Here is a 21,535-nt window from a genome sequence, read left to right on the forward strand (position 1 = left end):
GGTACCGTCGCGCTCGTCGGGGCCGGCCCCGGCGACCCCGAGCTGATCACCGTCAAGGGCCTGCGCCTGCTCCGCGCCGCCGAGGTCGTCGTCACCGACCGCCTGGTCCCCGAGCCGCTGCTGGCCGACCTCGCCGCCGGGGTCGAGGTCGTGGACGCGGCCAAGGTGCCGTACGGGGCGGCGATGCCCCAGTCCGAGATCAACCGGATCCTGGTCGACCGGGCACTGGCCGGCAAGCGGGTGGTCCGGCTCAAGGGCGGCGACCCGTACGTCTTCGGCCGCGGCGGCGAGGAGCTGCTCGCCTGCGCCGCGGCGGGCGTGCCGGTCACGGTGGTACCGGGCGTGACCAGCGCGATCGCCGTACCGGCGGCCGTCGGCGTCCCGGTCACCCACCGCGGCCTGGCCCACGGCTTCACGGTCGTCTCCGGCCACCTCGCCCCCGACCACCCCGAGTCGCTGGTGGACTGGCCGGCGCTGGCCCGGCTGCGCGGCACGCTGGTGATCCTCATGGGCGTGCGGAACCTGCCGGCGATCACCGAGGTGCTGCTGGCCCACGGCAAGGACCCGGGTACGCCGGTGGCCGTGGTACAGGAGGGCATGACGCCGCGCGAGCGGACGCTGCGCGCGACGCTGGCGACGGTGGCCGCGGCGGCGGCGGACGTTCAGCCGCCGGCGATCACCGTCATCGGCCCGGTGGTCGACGCGCTGCGCTGACCGGCGCGCGGGCCAGCCGCCACCAGTCGTTCGGGTCCGTTTCCCGGGCGGCCGCGGCCAGCCGCCGCCCGGCGTCGGTGGTCACGCCGGCGAGGCAGCTATCGACCCACGGCTGGACGAGCGGGTTGCCGCGGGCGCCGTACTCGCGCGCCTGCAACAGGCACTCGATCCGGTCGGCGTCCTTGGCGCACCGGGCCTCCGCGGTGTCCCGGCCCTCGTACTCGGCTACCGCCGCCCGGAGCGCCGCGCGCGCCGGCTCGGCGACGGCCTCGGTCTGCAGGCCGATGACCTCGACGGCGTCCCGGGTGGTGACGTGCGGCTTGCCGAGCAGCGGTACGTCGCCGATCCGGCACTCGGGCAGGTCGTGCAGCAGGCCGAGGACGGCGGCCCGGTCGGCGTTCGCGCCCTCCAGAGTGGCCAGGACGAACGCGATCAGGCCGACCCGGTACGAGTGCTCGGCCACCGACTCGGGCTGCGGCACGCCGATGATCTGCCAGCCGGTGCGGGGGAGGTGCTTGAGGTAGCCGGCTTCGTGCAGGAAGGCGACGGTACCGTCGCCGGACGTCCCTGGCTCGCTCATCGTCATCTCCGGAGGTCGTGGCGGCGAAAGCGGGGAGCAACGGGATCGTAGCTGTGGGTCGGATCGCGGGCTGTCCACCCGCGACGGTGTCGTGCTGGCGACACATCGATGTCGGCAGCACGACTGATGGGTTCTGCGGCGGTGCGGGCGGTCGTAGCGTCGGCGCGTCACTGAATTCCCGCACTCGTGAGGACCTCCCGATGTACGAGATCTACCCCGTCATGCTGCTCGCCTCCGGCGCCCTGCTCCTGCTCGTCGGCGGCCTCCTGCCCGGCCAGAGCGCCGGCTCCCGCGCCCTGAACCTGGTCCTCGGCGTCGGCTTCGTCGCCTACGGCACGTACCTGAAGTGGTTCTTCACCGGCGACTCCTACCTGGTGCTCTACTACGCCTTCCTGGCCCCGATCTTCCTCATCTTCCGGGCCGTCGCGTCCCGCCGCGCCGCCGCCAGCGACTGACGTCGATCCCCGCCCGTGCGCCGCTGTGCCAGAATCTCGGCCGTACGTCCGTCGCCGGAAGCGGGCGGCGCGGCCGAGCGGTACCAGCGGGGGTGGCGAGGAGCATGGGCAGGCCGAATCTGCGTCGATGGGTCGCCGCCGCACTGGCGGCGACCGTGTTCGCCGGGCAACCCGCCGCCGCCGCGGCGGCCGCGCCGCCGCCCGGCGGGTTCCCCTGCCGATCCGGCGAGGGCAACTCCGGGCTGATCACCGGCATCAGGTCGCTGGGGTACGACGGGCTGGTCGAGGTGCGCGGCGTGTACCGGCACTGCCGGCCCGCGCCGGGCGGCGCCGCGTGGTGGGTGCGCGCGGCGTTCGGGCAGCACGGCCGCGGCATGGGGCCGGACGACGCGACGAGCGTCCGCAGCCTCCAGCGGTACCCCGACCGGCCGGACGCGCGGTTCTACCGGACGTACGTCCAGATGTACCCCGGCGCCCGGTACCTGTGCGCCCACGCCCGCGGCCCGTCGGTGCACTGCTGGTCGGTGCGGGTCAGCCGGGTGGACGGCGACGTGCAGGTGCGGGTGGACGGGCCGCGGGCGGTCCGCCGGTACCTCGACGTGCACTCCAAGCCGCCGGGGTTCGGCGGCAACTGCGGCCTGTGCTGGTGAGCCGGCGCGGCCCCGGTGGCCCCTGAGCGGGGGCCACCGGAGCGGGTCTCAGGACCGGTCGAGCAGGACGGCGCAGCGGATCAGTCCCAGGTGGCTGTACGCCTGGGGGTGGTTGCCCAGCCCCGACTCCGCCAGCGGGTCGTACTGCTCCGGCAGCAGGCCCGTCGGCCCGGCCGTGTCGACCATCTGGCGGAACAGCTCCTCGGCGTCGCCGCGCCGGCCGGTGCGCAGGTACGCCTCGATCAGCCACGCGGTGCAGATGTGGAACCCGCCCTCGCGCCCCGGCAGCCCGTCGTCCCACCGGTACCGGTACACCACCGGCCCCGACCGGAGTTCGGCCTCGACGGCGAGCACCGTGGACAGGAACCGCGGGTCGTCGTCGGGCAGCAGCCCGGACAGGCCGATCCACAGCGACGAGGCGTCCAGGTCGGCGTCGCCGTAGGCGACCGTGTACGCGTTCGCCTCCGCGTGCCAGCCGCGGTCGAGCACGTCCTTGCCGATCTGGTCGCGCAGCAGGTCCCACTCCGGGCGGTCGGCGCCGTGCGCGCGGACCACCCGCAGCGCACGGTCGACGGTCAGCCAGCACATGACCTTCGAGTACACGTGGTGCCGCGGCGGCAGCCGCGCCTCCCAGAGCCCGTGGTCCGGCTCGTGCCAGCGGCGCTGGACGGCCTGGACCATCGCCTCCAGCACCCGCCACTCCTCGTCCCGGACCGAGCCGCGCGCCTCGACCACGGCCGCCATCAGGTCGGCGACCGGGCCGAACACGTCGAGTTGGAGCTGCCGGTTGGCGAGGTTGCCGACCCGGACGGGGCGCGAGCCGGCGTAGCCGGGCAGGGTCTCGATGACCGCCTCGGGGCCGAGTTCGTACCCGTCCAGGGTGTAGAGCGGGTGCAGCCGCTCCGGGTGGCCGCCGGTGCGCTCGACGCAGCCGTCCACCCAGCGCAGCAGCGCCTCCGCCTCGGTCAGCGAGCCGAGGTCGACCAGGGAGCGCGCGGTCATCGCGGCGTCGCGCGGCCAGCAGTACCGGTAGTCCCAGTTGCGGATGCCGCCCAGCTCCTCCGGCAGCGACGTGGTCGCCGCCGCGAGGATCGCCCCGGACGGGTTGTAGCAGAGGCCGCGCAGGGTCAGCGCGCTGCGCAGCACGTGCTCGCGGGCGAGCTTCGGCAGGCGCAGCGACTCCGCCCACTCGCGGGACGGCTTCTCCTGGTCCTCCAGCCGGCTGGCGATCGGCTCGGCGTGCGCCTCCAGGCTGTGCGAGCCGAACCGCAGTTCCAGCGTCAGCTCGCCGCCGTGGGCGGCGAGGTCGACGGTGGCGTGGGCGCTGTCCCCGGCCGCCTCGCTGACGATCTTCCACTGGACGCCCGGCGCGTACAGGGCGACCGGCTCGCTGGAGCCGACCACGAGCAGCCCGTCGGGGGCGGCCTGCAGGTGCACGCCGATCTGGCCGAAGTCCGGCCGCGGCGCGAAGTCCAGCCGGGCCGCGGCCGTACCGGTGAGCGTGCGGTGCAGGGTCGAGTCGAGGCCGGACCGGCCGCTGCGCGCGTCGCCGCCCCTGGCGGTCTGGGCGGCGCCGCCGAGCCAGTCGGTGACGGTCAGGCCGGACCAGCGGGTCTCGACGGTCATCGTGCCGGGCCGGTACCGCTGGCCCAGCGGCAGCCCGCCGCGCTCCGGGGTGATCGTGAAGTGGCCGGCCTGCGGGCCGCCCAGCAGGTCGGCGAAGATCGCCGGCGAGTCCGGCTTGGGGTGGCACAGCCAGGCCACCCGGGCCTCGGGGGTGAGCAGGGCGACCGTCCGGCCGTTGGACAGCATCGAGTGCCGCTGGATCGGCGTGGCCCGCTCGCCGTACAGCCAGCTCCGCCGCACCTCCAGCAGCAGGCCGAGCAGGCGGGCGGCGTCCAGCGGCGAGGCCACCCGGTAGTCGGCCCGGGTCTCGCCGCCGCCGATCTTCACGCCAACATCGGGGCCGTGCAGGTGGGCGAACGCGTTCTCGTCGGTGACGTCGTCGCCGAGGAACAGCACCGCGCTCGCCGAGAGCTGCATCCGCAGCGCGTCCAGGGCGGTGCCCTTGTGGGTGGCGACCACGGACAGCTCGACGACCTCCTTGCCGTGCGTGACGTGCACGTCCGGCCAGCTCGCGACGCCGGCCCGCAGCTCGGCGGTGACGTGCGCGCTGACCGCCGGGTCGGCGCCGCGGGTGTGCACGGCGATGCTGGCCGGCTTGACCTCCAGCCGGATGCCGGGGGCGCCGCGGGTCAGCTCCTCGAGCGCGGTCAGCATCCGGGCGCGCAGCGCGACCAGGTCGGGGGCGAGCCGCTCCACGAACCCGATGTCGAACTCCGAGCCGTGCGAGCCGACCAGGTGCACCTCGCTGGGCAGCCGGGACAGCGCCGCCAGGTCGCGCAGCGCCCGCCCGGACACCACGGCCACGGTGGTCTGCGGCAGCGCGGCCAGCGCCCGGATGGCCGCGACGGCCTCCGGCAGCGGCACCGCCTTGGTCGGGTCCGCGACGATCGGCGCCAGCGTGCCGTCGTAGTCGCAGGCCACCAGGAGCTGCGGCACCCGGGCGATCCGCCCGACCGCGGTGCGCAGCTCGTTGTCCACGTCGGAGATCAAAGTCGTCACGCGTCCGCCCCCAGCTCGGTGAGGAACGACTTCGCCCATCGCTCCACGTCGTGATTCCGCAGGTGGCGCTGCATGATCCGCATGCGGCGCCGGGCCTCCACCCCGTCCACCGTCACGGCCCGGCGCAGCGCGTCCTTGACGCCCTCCGGGTCGTGCGGGTTGCACAGGAACGCCTGCTTCAGCTCGCTCGCGGCGCCGGCGAACTCGCTCAGCACCAGCGCCCCGCCCAGGTCGCCGCGGGCGGCGATGTACTCCTTGGCGACCAGGTTCATGCCGTCGCGCAGCGGGGTCACCATCATCACGTCGGCGGCCCGGTACAGCGCGGCCAGCTCCGCCCGCGAGTACGACTGGTGCAGGTAGTGCACGGCGGGCACGCCGACCCGGCCGTACTCGCCGTTGATCCGGCCGACCTCGCGCTCGACCTTCACCCGCAGCGTCTGGTAGTGCTCGACCCGCTCCCGGCTGGGCGTGGCCACCTGGACCATCACCGCGTCCGGGACGCTCAGGAAGTCCTCGTTGAGCAGCTCGCGGAACGCCTTGAGCCGCTGCTCGATGCCCTTGGTGTAGTCGAGCCGGTCCACGCCCAGGATGACCGTGCGGGGGTCGCCCAGCTCCTTGCGGATCTGGGTGGCCCGGGCCTGCACGTCCGGGTCGGCCGACATCCGCTCCATCTCGGCGGCGTCGATCGAGATCGGGAACGCGCCGGCCTTGACCCGGCGGCCGTCCACCTCGACGGTCTGGCCCACGTACCGCAGGCCGAGCAGGTGCCGGGCCAGCCGGACGAAGTTCTGCGCCGCCAGCCGCTGCTGGAAGCCGACCAGGTCGGCGCCGAGCAGGCCGCGCAGGATCTCGGTCCGCATGGGCATCTGCATGAACAGCTCGATCGGCGGGAACGGGATGTGCAGGAAGAAACCGATCCGCAGGTCCGGCCGGCGCTCCCGGAGCATCGCCGGGACGAGCTGGAGCTGGTAGTCCTGCACCCAGACGGTCGCGCCCTCGGCGGCCACCGCGGCGGCGGCGTCGGCGAACCGCTCGTTGACCCGCCGGTAGGCGTCCCGCCAGCTCCGCTTGTACATCGGCGGTTCCACGGCGTCGTGGTACAGCGGCCAGATCGTCGCGTTGGACTGGCCCTCGTAGTACCGCTCCAGCTCGTCGGCGCTCAGCGCGACGGGGTGCAGGTGGATGCCGTCCAGGTCGAACGGCTCGGGGGCGGCGCCGGTCCCGCCGGCCCAGCCGACCCAGGTGCCCTGATGGGCAGCGAGCACCGGGTGCAGCGCGGTGACCAGCCCGCCGGGGCTGCGCCGCCACTGGCCGCCCGCCTCGGTCTGCACCTCATCGACGGGTAGTCGATTGGCGACGACGACGAACGCGCTGCGTTCCGGCACGGGAATTGCACCTCCGGGCGAGCTGATGGGCTTCGTCCGAGCCTACTGAACGCCCGGGGGACAGGGGCGCAGGCGCGGAGATCGCCGGCGCTGATACCCCACCCGAACGATCGCAAACGCCGGCCCGACCGGGTGCATCGGGCCGCCGGGGGTCGCCCGGTCGCGGGCGGCGGGGGTGCCGGGGACCCCGCCCGCGGCCGGTCGGGGCACCCGGGGGATGGCCCGGGAGGATTCGGCTGCGCCCGGCCCGGGAGGATGGGGTACACCAGTCTGCTCTCTTCGGGAAGGTCACCACCTGTGGCGCAGTTCATCTACGTGTTGGAGAAGGCCCGCAAGGCGCACGGCGACAAGGTCGTGCTCGACAACGTCACGCTGAACTTCCTGCCCGGGGCAAAGATCGGCGTGCTGGGCCCCAACGGCGCGGGCAAGTCCAGCCTCCTGCGGATCATGGCGGGCCAGGACCGGCCGAGCAACGGCGAGGCCAAGCTGATGCCCGGCTACACGGTCGGCATGCTGGCCCAGGAGCCGCCGCTGAACGAGGCCAAGACCGTCCTCGGCAACATCGAGGAGGCCGTCGGCGACGTCAAGGCGACGCTGGCGAAGTTCAACGAGATCGCCGAGAAGCTCGGCGAGGAGTACACCGACGAGCTGATGGCCGAGATGGGCAAGCTGCAGGAGCAGCTCGACCACGCCGACGCCTGGGACATCGACTCGAAGCTCGAACTGGCGATGGACGCCCTGCGCTGCCCGCCGCCGGACGCCGACGTCACCCAGCTCTCCGGCGGCGAGCGCCGCCGGGTGGCGCTGTGCAAGCTGCTGCTGGAGAAGCCGGACCTGCTGCTGCTGGACGAGCCGACCAACCACCTGGACGCCGAGAGCGTGCACTGGCTGGAGCAGCACCTGGCCAAGTACGAGGGCACGGTCATCGCGATCACCCACGACCGGTACTTCCTGGACAACGTGGCCAACTGGATCCTGGAGCTGGACCGGGGCCGGGCGTACCCGTACGAGGGCAACTACTCGACGTACCTGGACAAGAAGGCCGCCCGGCTGGCCGTGCAGGGCCGCAAGGACGTCAAGCTGCAGAAGCGGCTGACCGAGGAGCTGGAGTGGGTCCGCTCCAACGCCAAGGCCCGGCAGACCAAGAGCAAGGCCCGGCTGGACCGGTACGAGGAGATGGCCACCGAGGCCGAGAAGACCCGGAAGCTGGACTTCGAGGAGATCCAGATCCCGCCGGGGCCGCGCCTGGGCAACACCGTGATCGAGGCGAAGGAGCTGGTCAAGGGCTTCGACGACCGGACGCTCATCGACCACCTGAGCTTCTCCCTGCCGCGCAACGGCATCGTCGGGATCATCGGCCCGAACGGCGTCGGCAAGACCACGCTGTTCAAGACGATCGTCGGGTTCGAGAAGCCGGACGCCGGCGACGTGCGGGTGGGCGAGACGGTCAAGCTGTCGTACGTCGACCAGAACCGGTCGGGCCTGGACGGCGACAAGACGGTGTGGGAGGTCGTCTCCGACGGCCTGGACCACCTGATGGTCGGCAAGGTGGAGATGCCGTCGCGGGCGTACGTGGCGGCGTTCGGGTTCAAGGGCCCGGACCAGCAGAAGCCGACCAAGGTGCTCTCCGGCGGCGAGCGCAACCGGCTGAACCTGGCGCTGACGCTGAAGATCGGCGGCAACGTGATCCTGCTGGACGAGCCGACCAACGACCTGGACGTGGAGACCCTGTCCAGCCTGGAGAACGCGCTGCTGGAGTTCCCCGGCTGCGCCGTGGTGATCTCCCACGACCGGATGTTCCTGGACCGGGTCGCCACGCACATCCTGGCCTGGGAGGGCGACGACGAGAACCCGGCGCAGTGGTTCTGGTTCGAGGGGAACTTCGAGGCGTACGAGAAGAACAAGATCGACCGGCTGGGCCCGGACGCCGCCCGGCCGCACCGGGTCACGTACCGCAAGCTCACCCGTGACTGACGTACCGACCGCGACCTCCCCGGTACCCTCGGTGCCGGGGAGGTTCGTCCATGAGTGCGCGCTGCGCTGGTCGGACATGGACGCGTACGGGCACGTCAACAACGCCCGGTTCCTCACCCTGTACGAGGAGGCGCGGGTGGCGATGATGTTCGTCGAGGGCCGGGTGCAGGGGCGGCCGCTGTTCACCGCGGGCGTGGTGGTGGCCCGGCACGAGATCGAGTACCTGCGGCCGGTCACGTACGACACGAAGGCCGCGGACCGGGCGCCCGCGACGGTCCGGATCGAGCTGTGGCCGGAGGACGTCCGGTCGGCGAGCTTCGCGATCCGGTACGAGCTGTTCGACCGCGGCGCGCTGGCCAACCGGGCCCGGTCGGTGCTGGTGGCCTACGACCTGGCGGCGGAGCGGGCGCGGCGGCTCAGCGCCGACGAGCGGGCGTACCTGACGGCGGCGGCCGGCGGGGGCGGGCCGGCGTGACCGGGGTGCCGCACGGCCTGGGCGAGTCGGCCGACGCCGGGGTGTTCCTGGCCCGGCTGACCAGGCTGGACGCCGCGGCGGTGGTCCGGCTGCGGCCGGCGCCGGGCGGCGGGACGGCGCTGTGGGCGGCGCTGCCGTGGCGGGTGCTGGTGACCCGGGCGCTGGCGGCGGCCGGGCCGCGCGACGCCGCCGGGGCGGCGCTGGACGCGACGGTGCCGGCGGCGGCGCTGCGCGACGCGCTGGCCGCGGGCGAGCCGGCGCTGCCGGCCCGGGTGGACACGCAGTGGCGCTGGCCGCTGCCGGGCGGTCCGGGGCGGACGGTCGAGCGGGTGCCGGTGGCGGCGCTGGCGGCGGCGGCCGCGGCGGCGGGGGAGGCGCTGCGGCGCACGCTGGGGCAGCGCGCGGTGGGCGAGCGGGTGCTCCGCGACGCGCTGCTGGACCACGTGACGATAACCGTTAATCCGGATAAGTCACTAGACAATTCGGACGACTTCGCGGAACCTTCCCGGGAACCCGTAGCGGTACCGCAAAGGTTGATCCAAGCTGTCGTACGGATGGGATTTCTCGGTGCGCTGAACGGGGTTGCGAAGCGGGACGTGGACGTACGTGTGAGCGGTACCTGGGTGGGATTGGCGGCGCGGTACGGAACGGCATGGCTCCCACCCACGAGCGGCTTCACGCTGAATACACAGTTTGTTCATACGTTTGGGCACGACCGGCTAGCCTCTTCCGTCCAGCAGTGGACGTAGGGCTGTGTCTACGGGCACTGGTGTGGGTACGGTCGTGCCGCGGTACCCACCCACCCGGCGACGGGCCGAACGCGGCCGGACGTGGCGGGGGTTCCGCTGGGAGCGAGGTGGCATAGGCGATGTCCTGGTGGTCATGGCGTCCGGGTGAGGCCGGAACGGAGACCGACACCAAGAGCGAGTCGCCGCCGGTAACGGCGGTGGAGGCAGTACGGGGAAGGCCGATCCCGGCGCAAGCCGGGCCGTCGGCCGTGGAGACGATCGCGCCGGTCGCGGTCGAGGTGGGTCCGGTCACGTTGCCGCGGATCGGACAGGCCCTCGACAAGCTGGACGTGCGGTTCCTGGCCGACGGGGACGGCAGCCTGCTGGCGATGTGGGAGCGGCACGCGGTGCTGTTCACCGTCGAGGGGCCGGACGACGAGATCCTGGTGATCCGCGCCCGCCCGCACGCGACGGTCCCGCCGGACTGGGCGGACCGGGCGTACCGGGTGGTGAACGAGTGGAACCACACCCGCCGGTTCTGCAAGGCGTACATCGGCGACCCGACCGAGCGCGGCCAGCTCCCGATCTACGCGGAGCTGCAGGTGCCGCTGGCATCCGGCGTGCACGACCAGCTCATGGTGGAGCTGGTGGACTGCGCCGCCGCCGTGGCGACGTCGTTCGTCGACTGGCTGCACGACGAGGGCGGCCTGCTCTAGCCGGGTGGCACGGACACCGGTGGCCGGGACCCCCGCGGGTCCCGGCCACCGTCCGTTCCGTGGCCCGGCCGGGCCCGGCGGCCCGCCCCGGTCGGGGTCACGGCAGCGGGAACATGCCGATCCGGCCGTGCTTCTCGCCGCCGAGCTTGTCGGTGTCCGAGCCGATCAGCAGGCCGGCGGGCGTGGCCACCAGCGTGCGCGTGCCGACCCCGCGGGCCTTGCCGGGATTCCAGGACAGGGCCTTGCCGGTCGCCGGGTGCAGGGCGGCCACGCCGGGGCGGGCGACCGCGCCGGGGCCGGCGCTCTCCTTGCCGAACGGGTTGTTCACCCAGCGCTGGTGCCCGCCGATGTAGACGGCCGCCTCGGTGACCGCGACGGCGTACAGCGAGTCGCCGCCGGTCCGGTTCACCCACACCGGCAGGTGCGAGCCGGCGCCGGCCACGTTGAACCGGGCCGCCGAGTCGCACAGGATCGCCGGGCCGGAGGCCCGGCCGGTGGTGACGATGACGAAGTGGTCGCCGCCCGGCGAGAAGTCCACCGCGCGCACGTACGTGTCGAAGCCGGCCATGCAGGCCGGGGCGTACGCGTTGGTGTACCAGGTGCTCAGCGCCGCGGTCGGCCCGCCGGTGTGGAACAGGGCCACGCTGTTGCGCGGCTGGCCGGCGGCGTACTTCATCGCGCCGATGATGACCAGGCGCTTGCCGTCGGGGGAGAGGGCGAGGTCCTCGACCCGGGGCCGCTGGAGGCCGGGCGCGGTGATCTTCGCGTCGAAGTCCGCGTCGACCGCGCCGGTGCCGGCGTCGACCCGGGCCAGCGCCGCCCGGGCGACGCCGTTGACGGTGGAGAACGTGCCGCCGAGGTACAGCCGGTTCCCGTCGGCGGCGAGCGCCCGCACGTCGCCCCAGTTGACGCCGACCTTGAAGCCGGGCACCCGCTGGCCGTCGTCGAGCGACAGGTACGCGACGCCGCGCTGCTTGGCGCCGTTGACGGTCTTGAACCAGCCGCCGATGTAGACGGTCCGGCCCGCGCCGGCGGCGAGCGCGTACACCGGCCGGTCGACCGTCGGCGCCCAGGGCAGGATCTCGCCGGTGGTCAGCTTGTACGCGAAGAGGTGCTTGCGCTCGTGCGCGGTCTTGCCGCTGCTGTCGGTGACCCCGGTGAAGTCGCCGCCCACGACGACCGTGTCGCCGACCAGCGCCACCGCCCAGACCGTGCCGTCGGTGACGTGCGGGGTGAAGTCGACGGGGTCCGCGCTGACCACGACCGGCAGCGGGAGGTCGGCGCGGGCGGGGGCGCCGGACAGCGGGCCGGCGGCGCCCAGCGCGCCGGCCAGCAGAAAGGCGGTCAGTCGTCGCATCGGCGCGGAACTCCTTCGGCTGCGGGATCAATCACCGGGTGCAACGACAACAATGCCCGATTGATCCTGAAACCTGACGAATTAGATCGACGAGTCCGCTATTCGGGGTCGTCCGTATTGACGAGGAAGTACGCCGCCCGCTCCAGGTAGTCCCACAGCGTCGCCGCCTGCTCCGGCGGGAGATCGAGGGTGTCCAGTGCCCGGCGCATGTGCCGCAGCCAGGCGTCCCGCTCGGCCGCGCCGACCCGGAACGGCGCGTGCCGCATCCGCAGCCGCGGGTGGCCGCGGGTCTCGCCGTAGGTGCGCGGCCCGCCCCAGTACTGCATGAGGAACAGGGTGAGCCGGTCCGCGGCCGGGCCCAGCTCCTCCTCGGGGTACATCGGCCGCAGCAGCGGGTCGTGCGCCACGCCGGCGTAGAACTCGCCCACCAGCCGCCGGAACGTCGGCTCCCCGCCGATCGCCTCGTAGAACGACACCTGCTCGACCACGCGCGCAACCCCGCCTCTCCGCCACCGGCCGCCCGCGGCGGCGGCCACCCCAACCGTACGGCCGGTCGGGGCGGGCCGGCACCCGCGGTCCGGGCGGCCGCGGCCGGTGGGCCGATCCGACAGCAACGTTCACAGTCCTCCGCGAGTGTCGTTCACGTCTTGTGGTTGCGGGGCGTGGAAGTGCCGGGTCGCGGCCGGTGCCCGTTCACCCGGGGTGTCCCGTCGTTCGCCCGACCCCGTGGGCGTGCCGGCCCGCGGTATTGACGATGTTTCACGTCTGCTCTTTACTCCGCGTAACGCAGGACACCCGCGCCGCCACCCGGCGCGCCTGCCGGCCCCCTCACGTCCGACCACCCGGGCGCAGTACCCGCTGTCGACCCGAACGTGGGCGGGCTCCGCCGAGGAGTCGAGTTCCATGAACAGGGTGCCGTCCGTCGCGGCGGCGGGGCACGACACGGGAAGCGGCGGCGCGGGCGGTGTGGCAGCGGAAGCGGTGGCGGGTCGGCGGGCGGCGGGTCAGGCCGCGGCGGCGCGGGCGCGGGCGTGCCGCGGGGTGCCCTCGGCGGCGGCCGGGGTCGCGGCCGCGGCGGCCGTCTCGTGGATCGCCCGGGCGAACATCTCCCGGCTCGGCCAGACCGCCGCCGCGAGCAGCAGCAGCCCGACGCCGGCCAGCCCCCACAGCCCGATCACCCGGGGCAGCGAGTGGTTCTCGGCCAGGCCGCTGGTCACCAGCACGCCGAGGCCCTGGCTGGCCTGCAGGCCGGTCTGCATCACGCCGAACGCGCGGGCCCGGAAGGCCGGCGGCAGCATCTGGACGAACAGGCCGTTCGCCGTCGGCAGCAGCGCCGCCGTGGCGAACCCACAGAGCAGCGTCATCACTGCCACCCAGGTCAGCGACGGGTCGATCAGCGCCGGCACCAGGCAGGCGGGCGTGAGGATGGCGAAGATCGGGACGAGCGTCTCCCGGCTCGTCGGCCGGATCGTCCGGGTGACGATCAGGCTGCCGAGGACGAAGCCGATCGGGTTCGCCGCCATGATCACCGACTGGGCCACGCCGTACCCGCCCGGGTCGGCGGAGAGGTGGCCGGCCCAGCCGGGCGCCAGCCCCTCGGGGACGACGGAGAACAGCGCCGTACCGAAGACGATCAGCGCGATCGCCCGCAGCGTCGGCCGCCCGAACACCAGCCGGAACCCGGCGCCCATCTCGCGCAGCAGGTGCTTGCGGGCCTGCGGCGCGGCGGGCCGCAGCCGGACCCCGCGCCAGATGATCAATGCGGACAGGCCGAAGGTGGCCGCGTTGAGCAGGATCGCCTCGCGGGCGGCGAACGCCGAGAGCAGGCCGCCGGCGACGTACCCGGCGATCTGCATCACCTGGCCGAACGTGCTGGCCAGCGCGATCCCGGTGACGAGCTGGCCGCGGTCGAGGATCTCCGGCAGGGTGGCCGAGCGGGCGGCCTGCGCGGGCGGCGTGGCGAGGCTGGTGAGGAACAGCAGGACCAGCATCGCCGGGATCGGCAGGCCGGGGATCGCCACGAGCGCCATCGCCACCATCCGGGCGATGTCGCAGACCACCATCACCCGCCGGTACGGGAACCGGTCGGCGAGCGCGGTCAGCAGCGGCCCGCCGACCAGCCACGGCAGGTAGCTGAGGGCGAACGTGGCGCCGGCCAGGCCGACCGAGCGGGTGAGCTGGAAGACGAGGGCGGCGACGGCGGCCTTGGCGACGTAGTCGCCCCACCAGGACAGGGCGTTGGCGGTGAAGATCGCGCGGAACTCGCGCACCCGGAAGACCTCGCCGAAGGTGGCGGGCCGATCGGCGGGACGCCCGTGCTCGGTCACCTCACCCCTCCGTCGCGCGCCGGCCGGCGACGACCGCGACGCCCGGGTCCGCGGCACCGGCTACCAGCCTGGTCCGGCCATCCGGTGTTCGCGGCCCGGCTCAACGAGGGCCATTAATGTGGCTCCCGGGTTCTGTCAAGACCGTCGGATGGCATTGCCCCACCTGAATATGGTGGCGTCGAGAATTGTGCCCGATCGACTGACCTCGCGCTAGTGCGATCAGGCACCTCTCTTATCGGGATATCAACTGCCAACCGGGCAATTCGGAACGGGCTCAGGTGGCGCCGCCCGGCTCGGGTCCGGTGTCGCCATTGGTCCGCGCGGGCGACCGGACCTCCAACCCGGCGTCGTCCAGCGCCTCGGCCAGCCGCCGGCGCAGCTCGCGGACGACCGTCAGGTGCGCGTCCACCGTCGTCTTCGCCGTCGCCCGCAGCACCGCGCCGTCCACGGTCAGCGCCTCCACCCCGACGACCGTCGGCGGGTCGATGAAGTCCTTCGCGAACACCTTGTCCGCGGCCAGCGCCGCGGCCGCCTCCGTCAGCACCCGGGTCGCCTGCTCCACGCTGGCGAACCCGATCGGCACATCCACCACCGCCATCGCCCAGCCCTGGCTCTTGTTGCCCACCCGGGTGATCTCGCCGTTGCGGATGTGCCAGATCACCCCGGCGGCGTCCCGGACCGTCGTGATCCGCCAGCCGACCGCCTCGACCGCGCCGGTGAACGGGCCGACGTCGACGATGTCGCCGACGCCGTACTGGTCCTCCAGCAGCATGCACACCCCGGCGATCAGGTCCCGGACGAGCTGCTGCGCGCCGAAGCCCAGCGCCAGGCCGATGATCCCGGCGCTGGTCAGCAGCGGGGCCAGGTTGAAGCCGAGGACGTCCAGCGCCCACAGGGTCGCCAGCGCGTAGACGAAACCGGTGATCGCGATGCCGAGCACCGACCGGACCGCGGCGGCCCGCTGCTCCCGGCGCTCCGGCAGCGGCACCCCGTCGGTCGCCTCCTCCTCGGTGGCCGCGCGCTGGCGGGCCGGGCGCAGGAACCCGCCGCCGCGCCGGACCAGCCGCTCCACCAGCCGGTGCAGCAGCGCCCGGACCACCGCCGCGCCGACGAACAGCAGCAGGATCAGCAGCGGCCGGGTCAGGACCCAGTCGGCCGTCTCGGCCAGCCACACGTTGTCGGTCCACTCGTAGAGCTGGGCGCAGAGGGTGGACTTCAGGCAGGGGGCGGAGGGCAGCGGCGGCGTCACCGCTCATTGGTACCCCATGGCCGTCGCGCGCCGGGCGGACGGGGCGTCCGTGGCGGCGCGGTGGCCCGCCGGTGGCGCCGGCGTGTCGACCGGGCGGCGAGCCGCGGACTGACCGTTTTCGGGGGTGCGCTCGGCCGATCTATCAGGGACGATGTTCACACGAACCCGTCGCGGGGCCTCGCCGTACGCCCGCCCACCCCGGCGGGGTGTCCGGCGGCCGGCCGGCTGGCGGCCCACCCGAGCGCGGTTCGGTCGCGGTGGCGCGCGGACCGGGCCGCGGGGTACGGCGCGACGGGCCGGCGGGAGGTCGGCCGATGGATGGAGCCCACTTAGGCGTCGCGCTGCTGTTGAACGCGACGTATGAGCCCCTGTGCGTGGTTTCGGTTCGGCGGGCCGCGATCCTGGTCCTGACCGCCAAGGCGAGTTGCGTCACCGACGGAGACGGGCTGCTGCACTCCTCGCGCGAGCGGATCCCGGTGCCGTCCGTGATCCGGCTGCACCGGTACGTCCGGGTGCCGTACCGCGGGCACGTCGGGCTGTCCCGGCGGGCGCTGTTCGCCCGCGACGGGGGCCGGTGCGCGTACTGCCGGGGTCCGGCCGAGACCGTCGACCACGTGCTGCCGCGCTCCCGCGGGGGCGCGCACGCGTGGGACAACGTCGTCGCCGCCTGCGCCCGCTGCAACCACACCAAGAGCGACCGGACCCCCGCCGAGATGGGCTGGCGGCTGCACGCGGTCCCGCGCACGCCCCGCGGCACGGCGTGGCGGGTCCTCGGCCACCGGGCCGCCGACCCGCGCTGGGCCGACTGGCTGGACCTGGAGCCGGGCACCCTCGAGCGGGCCGCCTGACCCCACCCGCCCGCGCACCGCGGCCCCACCCGCCCGCTCGCCGCGGCCCCCGCGGGGTCGCCCGGCCGCGCCGCTGCCCGGCAGGGCTGCCCGGTCGGCCGCGCGTACGCCCCCGGCGCCCGTGGCACCCCCCGCCCGGGCTACGGTGACAGACGCCGGAACGTACAACTCGGTGAGGGACGTGAAGTGGCTGTTTCCGAGACGGTGCTCGTCTTCGTCGGCATCCCGGCGTTGATCATGCTGGTCATCGGCGCCCTCGCGTACCGCGGCGGGAAGCCGGCGGGCGGTGGCCAGCGCTACCGCCCCGGCCGGCCGTACCGGGTCGGCCCGGTCTGGTTCCTCGCCGCGGGCGACCCCGACGCCGCCCCCGCCATCGCGGGCCGCGCCGAGGCGATTCCGGCCGGTACGACGGGAGGCGCTAGTGACCGCTGGTAACACTGTGGAGGCCGCGGACGGCGAGGTCCGCGAGGTCCCGTTCACCACCCGGCAGCTCCTCCGGCTCGACAAGGCCATGCGGACCGCCGACGCCAGCACCGGGCTGACCTTCTCCGTGTACGTGGGCGAGCTGGCCGAGCCGACCCGGGCGACCGCGGAGCGGCTGCACCGCGAGCTGCCGGCGCCGGCCGACTCGATCCTCATCGCCGTGTCGCCCGAGCAGCGCCAACTGGAGCTGGTCACCGGGCCGCGGGCGCGCAAGCGGGTCAGCGACCGGGACGCGAAGCTGGCGGCGCTGTCGATGGTCGCGGCGTTCGGCGGCGGCGACCTGGCCGGCGGGATCATCCTCGGCCTGGACCAGCTCGTCACCCACGCCGGCCGCTCCTGACCCTTTTGCTCCCGGCCGGTCAGCCGGCGGGCTGCCAGCGGGCCGGTGCGACCGCCACGGGGTTCGATCAGCTCGTGGGTGTTGCCGTCGGCGGGGAGCGCGGCGAGATCGGCGGCCGTCCAGGGCCCGGAGCGACCGCGGGTCACCGGCGCGTCGTCCGGGCCGGTGGGGTCGGTGCTCAGCGGTTGGGCCATCGGGGTCCACCTCCGGGAGAAGCCCAGCGCGGACCGCCGCCGCGGGCTGCCCCGTCGCGGGCCGCCGCGTGAGTACGCCCGCCGCCCCGGAGCCGGGCGATCCGGTCCGGGGCGGCGGGCGTGTGTCGGTGCGGCCGGCGGTGTCGCCGGGTGGGTCAGGGGCGGGCGTCGCGGGCGCGGGCCGCGCGGGCGCGGGCCGCGCTGTCCCGGCCCTCCGCGATCAGCCGCCGCAGCGGCGCCGGCTGATCGGGGTTGGCCGCCAGCCACTGCTCGGCCGCGTCGATCGCCGCGTCCGTGATCTGGAACGCCGGGTACCCCAGGCCGACGAAGGACTGCGCGGTCTCGCTGTCCCGCTCGGCCCAGATCCGGGCGACCACCTCGAAGAACCGGGCCGCGTACGGCTCGGTCAGGTCCGTCCGGGCGGAGTGCTGGAAGCCCTGCAGCAGCGAGCGCTGCTTCCAGTTCGGCAGCGCGGCCGGGCCGATCAGCTCCTGCCAGACCCGCTCCTTGTTCTCCGCCGTCGCCACCAGCGCCTCGGCCAGCGCGGCCTCGCGCTCGCCGCTGTTGGTCGGGTCGGCGCGCAGCTCCGCGGCGATCTCGGCGCTGCCCGCGCCGCCGACGGCCACCAGCGACTGCAGGACGCTCCACCGCAGTTCGGCGTCGACCACCAGGCCGGGGGCGACGTCGCGGCCGGCGAGCCAGCCGCGGAGCACCTCGACGTCGGCGTCGCCGCGGGCCGCCCCGGCGTACGCCCGGGCCCAGGCGAGCTGGACACCGCTGCCGGCGGGCGCCTCGCCCAGCATGCGCCGCGCGGTGGCCGCGAGCTTGGCCCAGCCGGCCGGGGCGGTCGGCGGGTCGGCGAAGAAGGTCAGCGCGGACGCCGCCTGGCGCAGCGTGGCGGTGATCAGGTTGATGTCCCGCTCGGCCGGCAGCGCGCCGATCACCAGGTCGAGGTAGTCGCGGGCGGGCAGCTCGGCGTCGCGGACCATGTCCCAGGCGGCGGCCCAGACCAGCGCCCGGGCCAGCGGCGCCTCCACCGTGCCGAGGTGCTTGACCACGGTGGCCATCGACCGGTCGTCGAGGCGCAGCTTGGCGTACGTGAGGTCCTCGTCGTTGAGCAGCAGCACGTCGGCGGCCGGCTGGCCGGCCAGCTCGTCCAGCACCGTCCGCTCGCCGGCGACCTCGACCTGCCGGTGCTCGCGCCGGCGCAGCGCGCCGTCGACCAGGTCGTACAGGCCGACGCCGAGCCGGTGCGTGCGCAGCACCGGGTGCGCGGCGGGCGCCTGCTGGGCGACCACGACCGAGGCGTACGTGCCGTCGGCGGCGATCGACACCTCCGGCCGCAGCGTGTTGACCTGCGCGGTCTCCAGCCACTGCGCGGCGAACTTGCGCAGCTCCCGCCCGCACGCCGACTCCAGCTCGGTCAGCAGGTCGTCGAAGGTGGCGTTGCCCCACTGGTGCTTGCGGAAGTACGTGCGCAGGCCGGCGACGAACGCGTCGATCCCCACGTAGGCGACGAGCTGTTTGATCACGCTGGCGCCCTTGGCGTACGTGATGCCGTCGAAGTTGACCTCGACGGCCTCGACGTCCGGGATCTCGCAGTACACCGGGTGGGTCGAGGACATCTGGTCCTGCCGGTACCCCCACGCCTTGCGCACGGACAGGAACGTCACCCACGCGTCGGTGAACCGGGTGGCCTCGGTGTTGCACCAGTGGCTCGCCCACTCGGCGAACGACTCGTTCAGCCACAGGTCGTTCCACCAGCGCATCGTGACCAGGTCGCCGAACCACATGTGGGCCAGCTCGTGCAGGATCGTGTTGGCCCGCTGCTCGTACTCGAAGTCGGTGACCTGCGAGCGGAAGATGTAGTACTCCTCGGCGTGCACGACGCAGCCGAAGTTCTCCATCGCCCCGGCGTTGAACTCCGGCGTCCAGACCTGGTCGTACTTCGGCAGCGGGTACCGGATGCCGAACCGCGAGTGGAAGAAGTCGAACCCCTGCGTGGTGATCCGGTGCAGGTCGTCGACGTCCATGTGCGCGGCCATGCTGGCCCGGCAGAAGTAGCCCATGTCGATGCCGTCGTGGGTGTGCCGCACCTCGTGGTACGGGCCGCCGCACAGCGCGGTCACGTACGTGCTCATCCGCGCCGAGGGGGCGAAGTGCCGGACGGCGGCGCCGCCGGGCCCGTCCTCGGTCCGCTCGACCGGCGCGTTGGAGACGACCTTCCAGTGCCGCGGCGCGGCCACGTGCCAGGTGTACACGCTCTTGAGGTCGGGCTGGTCGAAGCAGGCGAACACCCGCTGCGCGTCGTTGGTCTCGAACTGGCTGTACAGGTACACCTCGCCGTCCACCGGGTCGACCAGCCGGTGCAGGCCCTGGCCGCTGGTGGAGAACGGGAAGTCCGCGGTGACGACCAGCGTGTTCTCGGCGGCCAGGCCCGGCAGGGCCAGCCCGGCCCCGGCGGACCAGCCGGCGACGTCCAGCGGCGCGCCGTTGAGGGTGGCCGAGACGACCCGATCGGCGGCGACCTCGATGAAGGTGTCGACGCCCGGCTCCGCGCAGCGGAAGGTGACCTGCGTGACGCCGCGGAAGGTGTCGCTGCCGGGGCCGCCGGCGCCGTCGGTGAGGTCGAGGCTGATGTCGTACCCCACGATATCGAGCAGGCGCGCCCGCTCGCCCGCTTCGAGTTGCGTGAGGTTGCGTACTCCGGCCACCGGCGTCTCCATCCGCGTCGCTGCGCCGACCCCCGTTCACCAGACGAGCCGGCCCGTGCGGCCATCCTGCCATTGCGCGTCGGGCGCCGGGCGTGTGGCCGGCGAACCACGCGCGGAAGGCGACCCCGGTCGGGTCGCGGTTGGGTGTGGCCGGTTGCCTGTCCGGGACAAGAGGCGAAGAATAGCGCGAATCGGGCAGCAGGGCGTCAGGCCCGTCCCCGGCCGAGGAAAGGTCCCCCGATGTCGTTCGACCTCGCGCCCCGCACCGAGCCGGCCATCGACCGCGCCCGGCCGCGCCGCTGGACCGTCGTCCCCGCCGGGGCCGGCTCCGCCCTCGTCGCCCCGCCGATCGTCGTCTGGGCCGAGCCCCTGCCGACCCCCCGCCCCGCCGCCCCGAACGGGCAGCGCCCGGCGCCCGACCCGCGGGTCACGACGCGCCCGCGCGGCGGCGCGGTACCGTCTGCGTCCATGACCGTCGTGCACCCCATCCCGCACGCCTGGCTGACGGCCGGCGGCACCGGCGCCCGCAACTACGACGAGTTCGCCGGCGACGCGGAGATCACCGCCATCATCGAGCAGAACCCGTACAGCGCGCTCGCCGTCGAGATGCCGCACTGCGCGCCCGGCGCGCAGGGGCGCGACTTCTTCGCCTGCCTGCCGGATGCCGCCGCCCGGCTGGAGCAGGCCAAGAGCGCCGGCGCGTACCGGGAGGTCGGCGCCGCCGTCGTGCTGTACCGCATCTCCGGCCCCGACTCCACCCCGGCGTACGGGCTGTTCTGCCTCGTCGACACGGACCAGATCTCCACCGCCGCGGACGAGCCCGGCCTGGTGATCCGCAACGAGGACGTGTTCGCGCACAAGGTCCGCGAGCGGGTCGCGCTCGCCGAGGCCACCGGGCACCTGCTCTCGCCCGTACTGCTGCTCAAGGGCGACCGGGCCGCGGCCGGCGGCGGGCCGTCCCGGCTGCACGCGGCGCTCGCCGCCGCCTGCGACGCCGCGGGCGCCCCGGCGGCCGTGGACGTCGACCACGCCGGCCGCACGCACGCGATCTGGCCGCTGCCGCCCGGCCCGGACGCCGACCGGCTGTGCGCGCTGGCCGGCGACAGCGAGCTGGTCGTGGCCGACGGCAACCACCGCAGCCTGGCCGCGCAGCTCGGCCGGCTGGACCGGTTCCTCGCCGTGGTCACCACGCCCGAGTCGGTGCGCATCGACGGGTACCACCGGCTCGTCGGGCCGCTGCCGATCTCCCCGGTCGAGCTGGTCAACCGCCTAGTCGCGGCGGGCGCCGCGGTCGAGGAGCTGCCCGACCGGCCGGGGCAGCCGGCCGCCCGCGGGACCGTGCACCTGTACGGCGCCGGCCGCGGCTGGGCCGTCCGGCTGCCGGCCACGCCGGGCGCCGGCGAGGTCGACAACCTCGACCACGCGCTGGTCGAGCGGCTCGTGCTGGCCACCCCGCTGGGGCTCGACCCGGGCGACAAGCGGATCACGTACGTCGGCGGCGACTACCCGGCGTCCTGGCTGCACGGCGAGGTCGACGCCGGCCGCGCCGACCTGGCCATCCTCATCGCCCCGGTGACCGTGGACGACTTCCTCGCGGTCAACCTGGCCCGGCACAAGCTCCCCCGCAAGAGCACCTGGTTCACCCCGAAGGCGCGCGCCGGGCTGGTGGTCGCGCAGCTCTGAGCGGCCGCGCGGCGGGTGGTCGCGGCGGCGATGATCGG

18 protein-coding genes and 1 pseudogene are annotated in these 21,535 nt (G+C 74.2%); 11 read left to right on the forward strand and 8 right to left on the reverse strand.

The window, feature by feature from the left end; genetic code table 11:
* Nucleotides 1–714: pseudogene (cobA, locus tag IEY94_RS12015) on the forward strand (uroporphyrinogen-III C-methyltransferase); the annotation flags it as partial.
* Here the strand turns inward: cobA and IEY94_RS12020 are convergent.
* Nucleotides 683–1,294 carry an HD domain-containing protein gene (locus tag IEY94_RS12020; RefSeq protein ID WP_229783659.1) on the reverse strand — a complete coding sequence of 204 codons (612 nt, stop codon included), beginning with the start codon at nt 1,292–1,294 and terminating at the stop codon, nt 683–685. The pseudogene cobA and the gene IEY94_RS12020 sit on opposite strands and share 32 nt — an antisense overlap.
* Nucleotides 1,295–1,494: 200 nt before the next feature.
* Between IEY94_RS12020 and IEY94_RS12025 the strand changes: the two genes are divergently transcribed.
* Both IEY94_RS12025 and IEY94_RS12030 read left to right on the forward strand, forming a co-directional pair.
* On the forward strand, nt 1,495–1,749 hold the full coding sequence (locus IEY94_RS12025) for a hypothetical protein (RefSeq protein ID WP_189170189.1): 255 nt from the start codon (nt 1,495–1,497) through the stop codon (nt 1,747–1,749).
* A gap of 104 nt (nt 1,750–1,853) precedes the next feature.
* Nucleotides 1,854–2,399 carry a hypothetical protein gene (locus IEY94_RS12030; protein ID WP_189170190.1) on the forward strand — a complete coding sequence of 182 codons (546 nt, stop codon included), beginning with the start codon at nt 1,854–1,856 and terminating at the stop codon, nt 2,397–2,399.
* Nucleotides 2,400–2,447: 48 nt separating this feature from the next.
* Here the strand turns inward: IEY94_RS12030 and otsB are convergent, their stop codons facing one another.
* Entirely contained in the window at nt 2,448–5,024 is a 2,577-nt protein-coding gene (gene otsB, locus IEY94_RS12035) for a trehalose-phosphatase (RefSeq protein ID WP_229783667.1), read from the reverse strand.
* Entirely contained in the window at nt 5,021–6,409 is a 1,389-nt protein-coding gene (locus IEY94_RS12040) for an alpha,alpha-trehalose-phosphate synthase (UDP-forming) (protein ID WP_189170192.1), read from the reverse strand. The genes otsB and IEY94_RS12040 overlap by 4 nt, the downstream gene beginning before the upstream one ends.
* A 297-nt stretch (nt 6,410–6,706) precedes the next feature.
* Here IEY94_RS12040 and ettA point away from each other — a divergent pair, with 297 nt between their 5' ends.
* From ettA to IEY94_RS12060, 4 genes are all read left to right on the forward strand, one after another.
* The gene (gene ettA / locus IEY94_RS12045) at nt 6,707–8,383 is read left to right on the forward strand and encodes an energy-dependent translational throttle protein EttA (protein ID WP_189170193.1); all 1,677 of its coding nucleotides are present in this window, start codon (nt 6,707–6,709) and stop codon (nt 8,381–8,383) included.
* Between the two features lie 31 nt (nt 8,384–8,414).
* Nucleotides 8,415–8,858: an acyl-CoA thioesterase gene (locus IEY94_RS12050; protein WP_189170274.1), complete on the forward strand. Its 444-nt coding sequence runs from the start codon at nt 8,415–8,417 to the stop codon at nt 8,856–8,858.
* Between the two features lie 5 nt (nt 8,859–8,863).
* Nucleotides 8,864–9,607: a DUF8185 domain-containing protein gene (locus IEY94_RS12055; protein WP_229783718.1), complete on the forward strand. Its 744-nt coding sequence runs from the start codon at nt 8,864–8,866 to the stop codon at nt 9,605–9,607.
* A gap of 119 nt (nt 9,608–9,726) precedes the next feature.
* On the forward strand, nt 9,727–10,302 hold the full coding sequence (locus IEY94_RS12060; RefSeq protein WP_189170194.1) for a type III secretion system chaperone family protein: 576 nt from the start codon (nt 9,727–9,729) through the stop codon (nt 10,300–10,302).
* A 97-nt stretch (nt 10,303–10,399) separates the two neighbouring features.
* On the opposite strand, the gene IEY94_RS12065 is transcribed toward IEY94_RS12060, so the two are convergent.
* The 4 genes from IEY94_RS12065 to IEY94_RS12080 form a co-directional block, all read right to left on the reverse strand.
* Nucleotides 10,400–11,659, reverse strand: coding sequence for a YncE family protein (locus IEY94_RS12065; protein WP_189170195.1), 1,260 nt, complete (start codon nt 11,657–11,659; stop codon nt 10,400–10,402).
* Between the two features lie 98 nt (nt 11,660–11,757).
* Nucleotides 11,758–12,147, reverse strand: a complete 390-nt coding sequence (locus tag IEY94_RS12070) for a globin (RefSeq protein WP_189170196.1) — start codon at nt 12,145–12,147, stop codon at nt 11,758–11,760.
* A gap of 516 nt (nt 12,148–12,663) precedes the next feature.
* Nucleotides 12,664–13,986 carry an MFS transporter gene (locus tag IEY94_RS12075; protein WP_189170197.1) on the reverse strand — a complete coding sequence of 441 codons (1,323 nt, stop codon included), beginning with the start codon at nt 13,984–13,986 and terminating at the stop codon, nt 12,664–12,666.
* A gap of 274 nt (nt 13,987–14,260) precedes the next feature.
* Complete coding sequence (locus tag IEY94_RS12080; RefSeq protein ID WP_189170198.1) at nt 14,261–15,235, reverse strand: mechanosensitive ion channel family protein; 975 nt, start codon at nt 15,233–15,235, stop codon at nt 14,261–14,263.
* A 314-nt stretch (nt 15,236–15,549) separates the two neighbouring features.
* Here IEY94_RS12080 and IEY94_RS12085 point away from each other — a divergent pair, with 314 nt between their 5' ends.
* The 3 genes from IEY94_RS12085 to IEY94_RS12095 all read left to right on the forward strand — a co-directional run bounded on the left by IEY94_RS12085 (nt 15,550) and on the right by IEY94_RS12095 (nt 16,906).
* Nucleotides 15,550–16,083 carry an HNH endonuclease gene (locus IEY94_RS12085; RefSeq protein ID WP_189170199.1) on the forward strand — a complete coding sequence of 178 codons (534 nt, stop codon included), beginning with the start codon at nt 15,550–15,552 and terminating at the stop codon, nt 16,081–16,083.
* 186 nt (nt 16,084–16,269) lie between these two features.
* The gene (ctaJ, locus tag IEY94_RS12090) at nt 16,270–16,518 is read left to right on the forward strand and encodes an aa3-type cytochrome oxidase subunit CtaJ (RefSeq protein ID WP_189170200.1); all 249 of its coding nucleotides are present in this window, start codon (nt 16,270–16,272) and stop codon (nt 16,516–16,518) included.
* Entirely contained in the window at nt 16,505–16,906 is a 402-nt protein-coding gene (locus IEY94_RS12095; RefSeq protein ID WP_189170201.1) for a DUF5130 family protein, read from the forward strand. Before ctaJ ends, IEY94_RS12095 begins: the two co-directional genes overlap by 14 nt.
* Before the next feature lie 349 nt (nt 16,907–17,255).
* On the opposite strand, the gene pepN is transcribed toward IEY94_RS12095, so the two are convergent.
* Nucleotides 17,256–19,826 (reverse strand): aminopeptidase N, encoded by a 2,571-nt coding sequence (gene pepN, locus IEY94_RS12100; protein WP_189170202.1) that lies wholly within the window; start codon nt 19,824–19,826, stop codon nt 17,256–17,258.
* Between the two features lie 456 nt (nt 19,827–20,282).
* Between pepN and IEY94_RS12105 the strand changes: the two genes are divergently transcribed.
* Nucleotides 20,283–21,497, forward strand: a complete 1,215-nt coding sequence (locus tag IEY94_RS12105) for a DUF1015 family protein (protein WP_189170275.1) — start codon at nt 20,283–20,285, stop codon at nt 21,495–21,497.
* Nucleotides 21,498–21,535 lie beyond the last annotated feature (38 nt).

Source organism: Pilimelia anulata (assembly GCF_014647895.1).
GTDB classification, from domain to species: Bacteria; Actinomycetota; Actinomycetes; order Mycobacteriales; family Micromonosporaceae; genus Pilimelia; species Pilimelia anulata.

Coding starts and splice junctions, on each gene's coding strand:
- IEY94_RS12105 (WP_189170275.1), top strand. CDS start 20,283: ATGACCGTCGTGCACCCCATCCCGCACGCCTGGCTGACGGCCGGCGGC.
- pepN (WP_189170202.1), bottom strand. CDS start 19,826: ATGGAGACGCCGGTGGCCGGAGTACGCAACCTCACGCAACTCGAAGCG.
- IEY94_RS12085 (WP_189170199.1), top strand. CDS start 15,550: ATGGATGGAGCCCACTTAGGCGTCGCGCTGCTGTTGAACGCGACGTAT.
- IEY94_RS12065 (WP_189170195.1), bottom strand. CDS start 11,659: ATGCGACGACTGACCGCCTTTCTGCTGGCCGGCGCGCTGGGCGCCGCC.
- IEY94_RS12030 (WP_189170190.1), top strand. CDS start 1,854: ATGGGCAGGCCGAATCTGCGTCGATGGGTCGCCGCCGCACTGGCGGCG.
- IEY94_RS12060 (WP_189170194.1), top strand. CDS start 9,727: ATGTCCTGGTGGTCATGGCGTCCGGGTGAGGCCGGAACGGAGACCGAC.
- IEY94_RS12025 (WP_189170189.1), top strand. CDS start 1,495: ATGTACGAGATCTACCCCGTCATGCTGCTCGCCTCCGGCGCCCTGCTC.
- IEY94_RS12020 (WP_229783659.1), bottom strand. CDS start 1,294: ATGAGCGAGCCAGGGACGTCCGGCGACGGTACCGTCGCCTTCCTGCAC.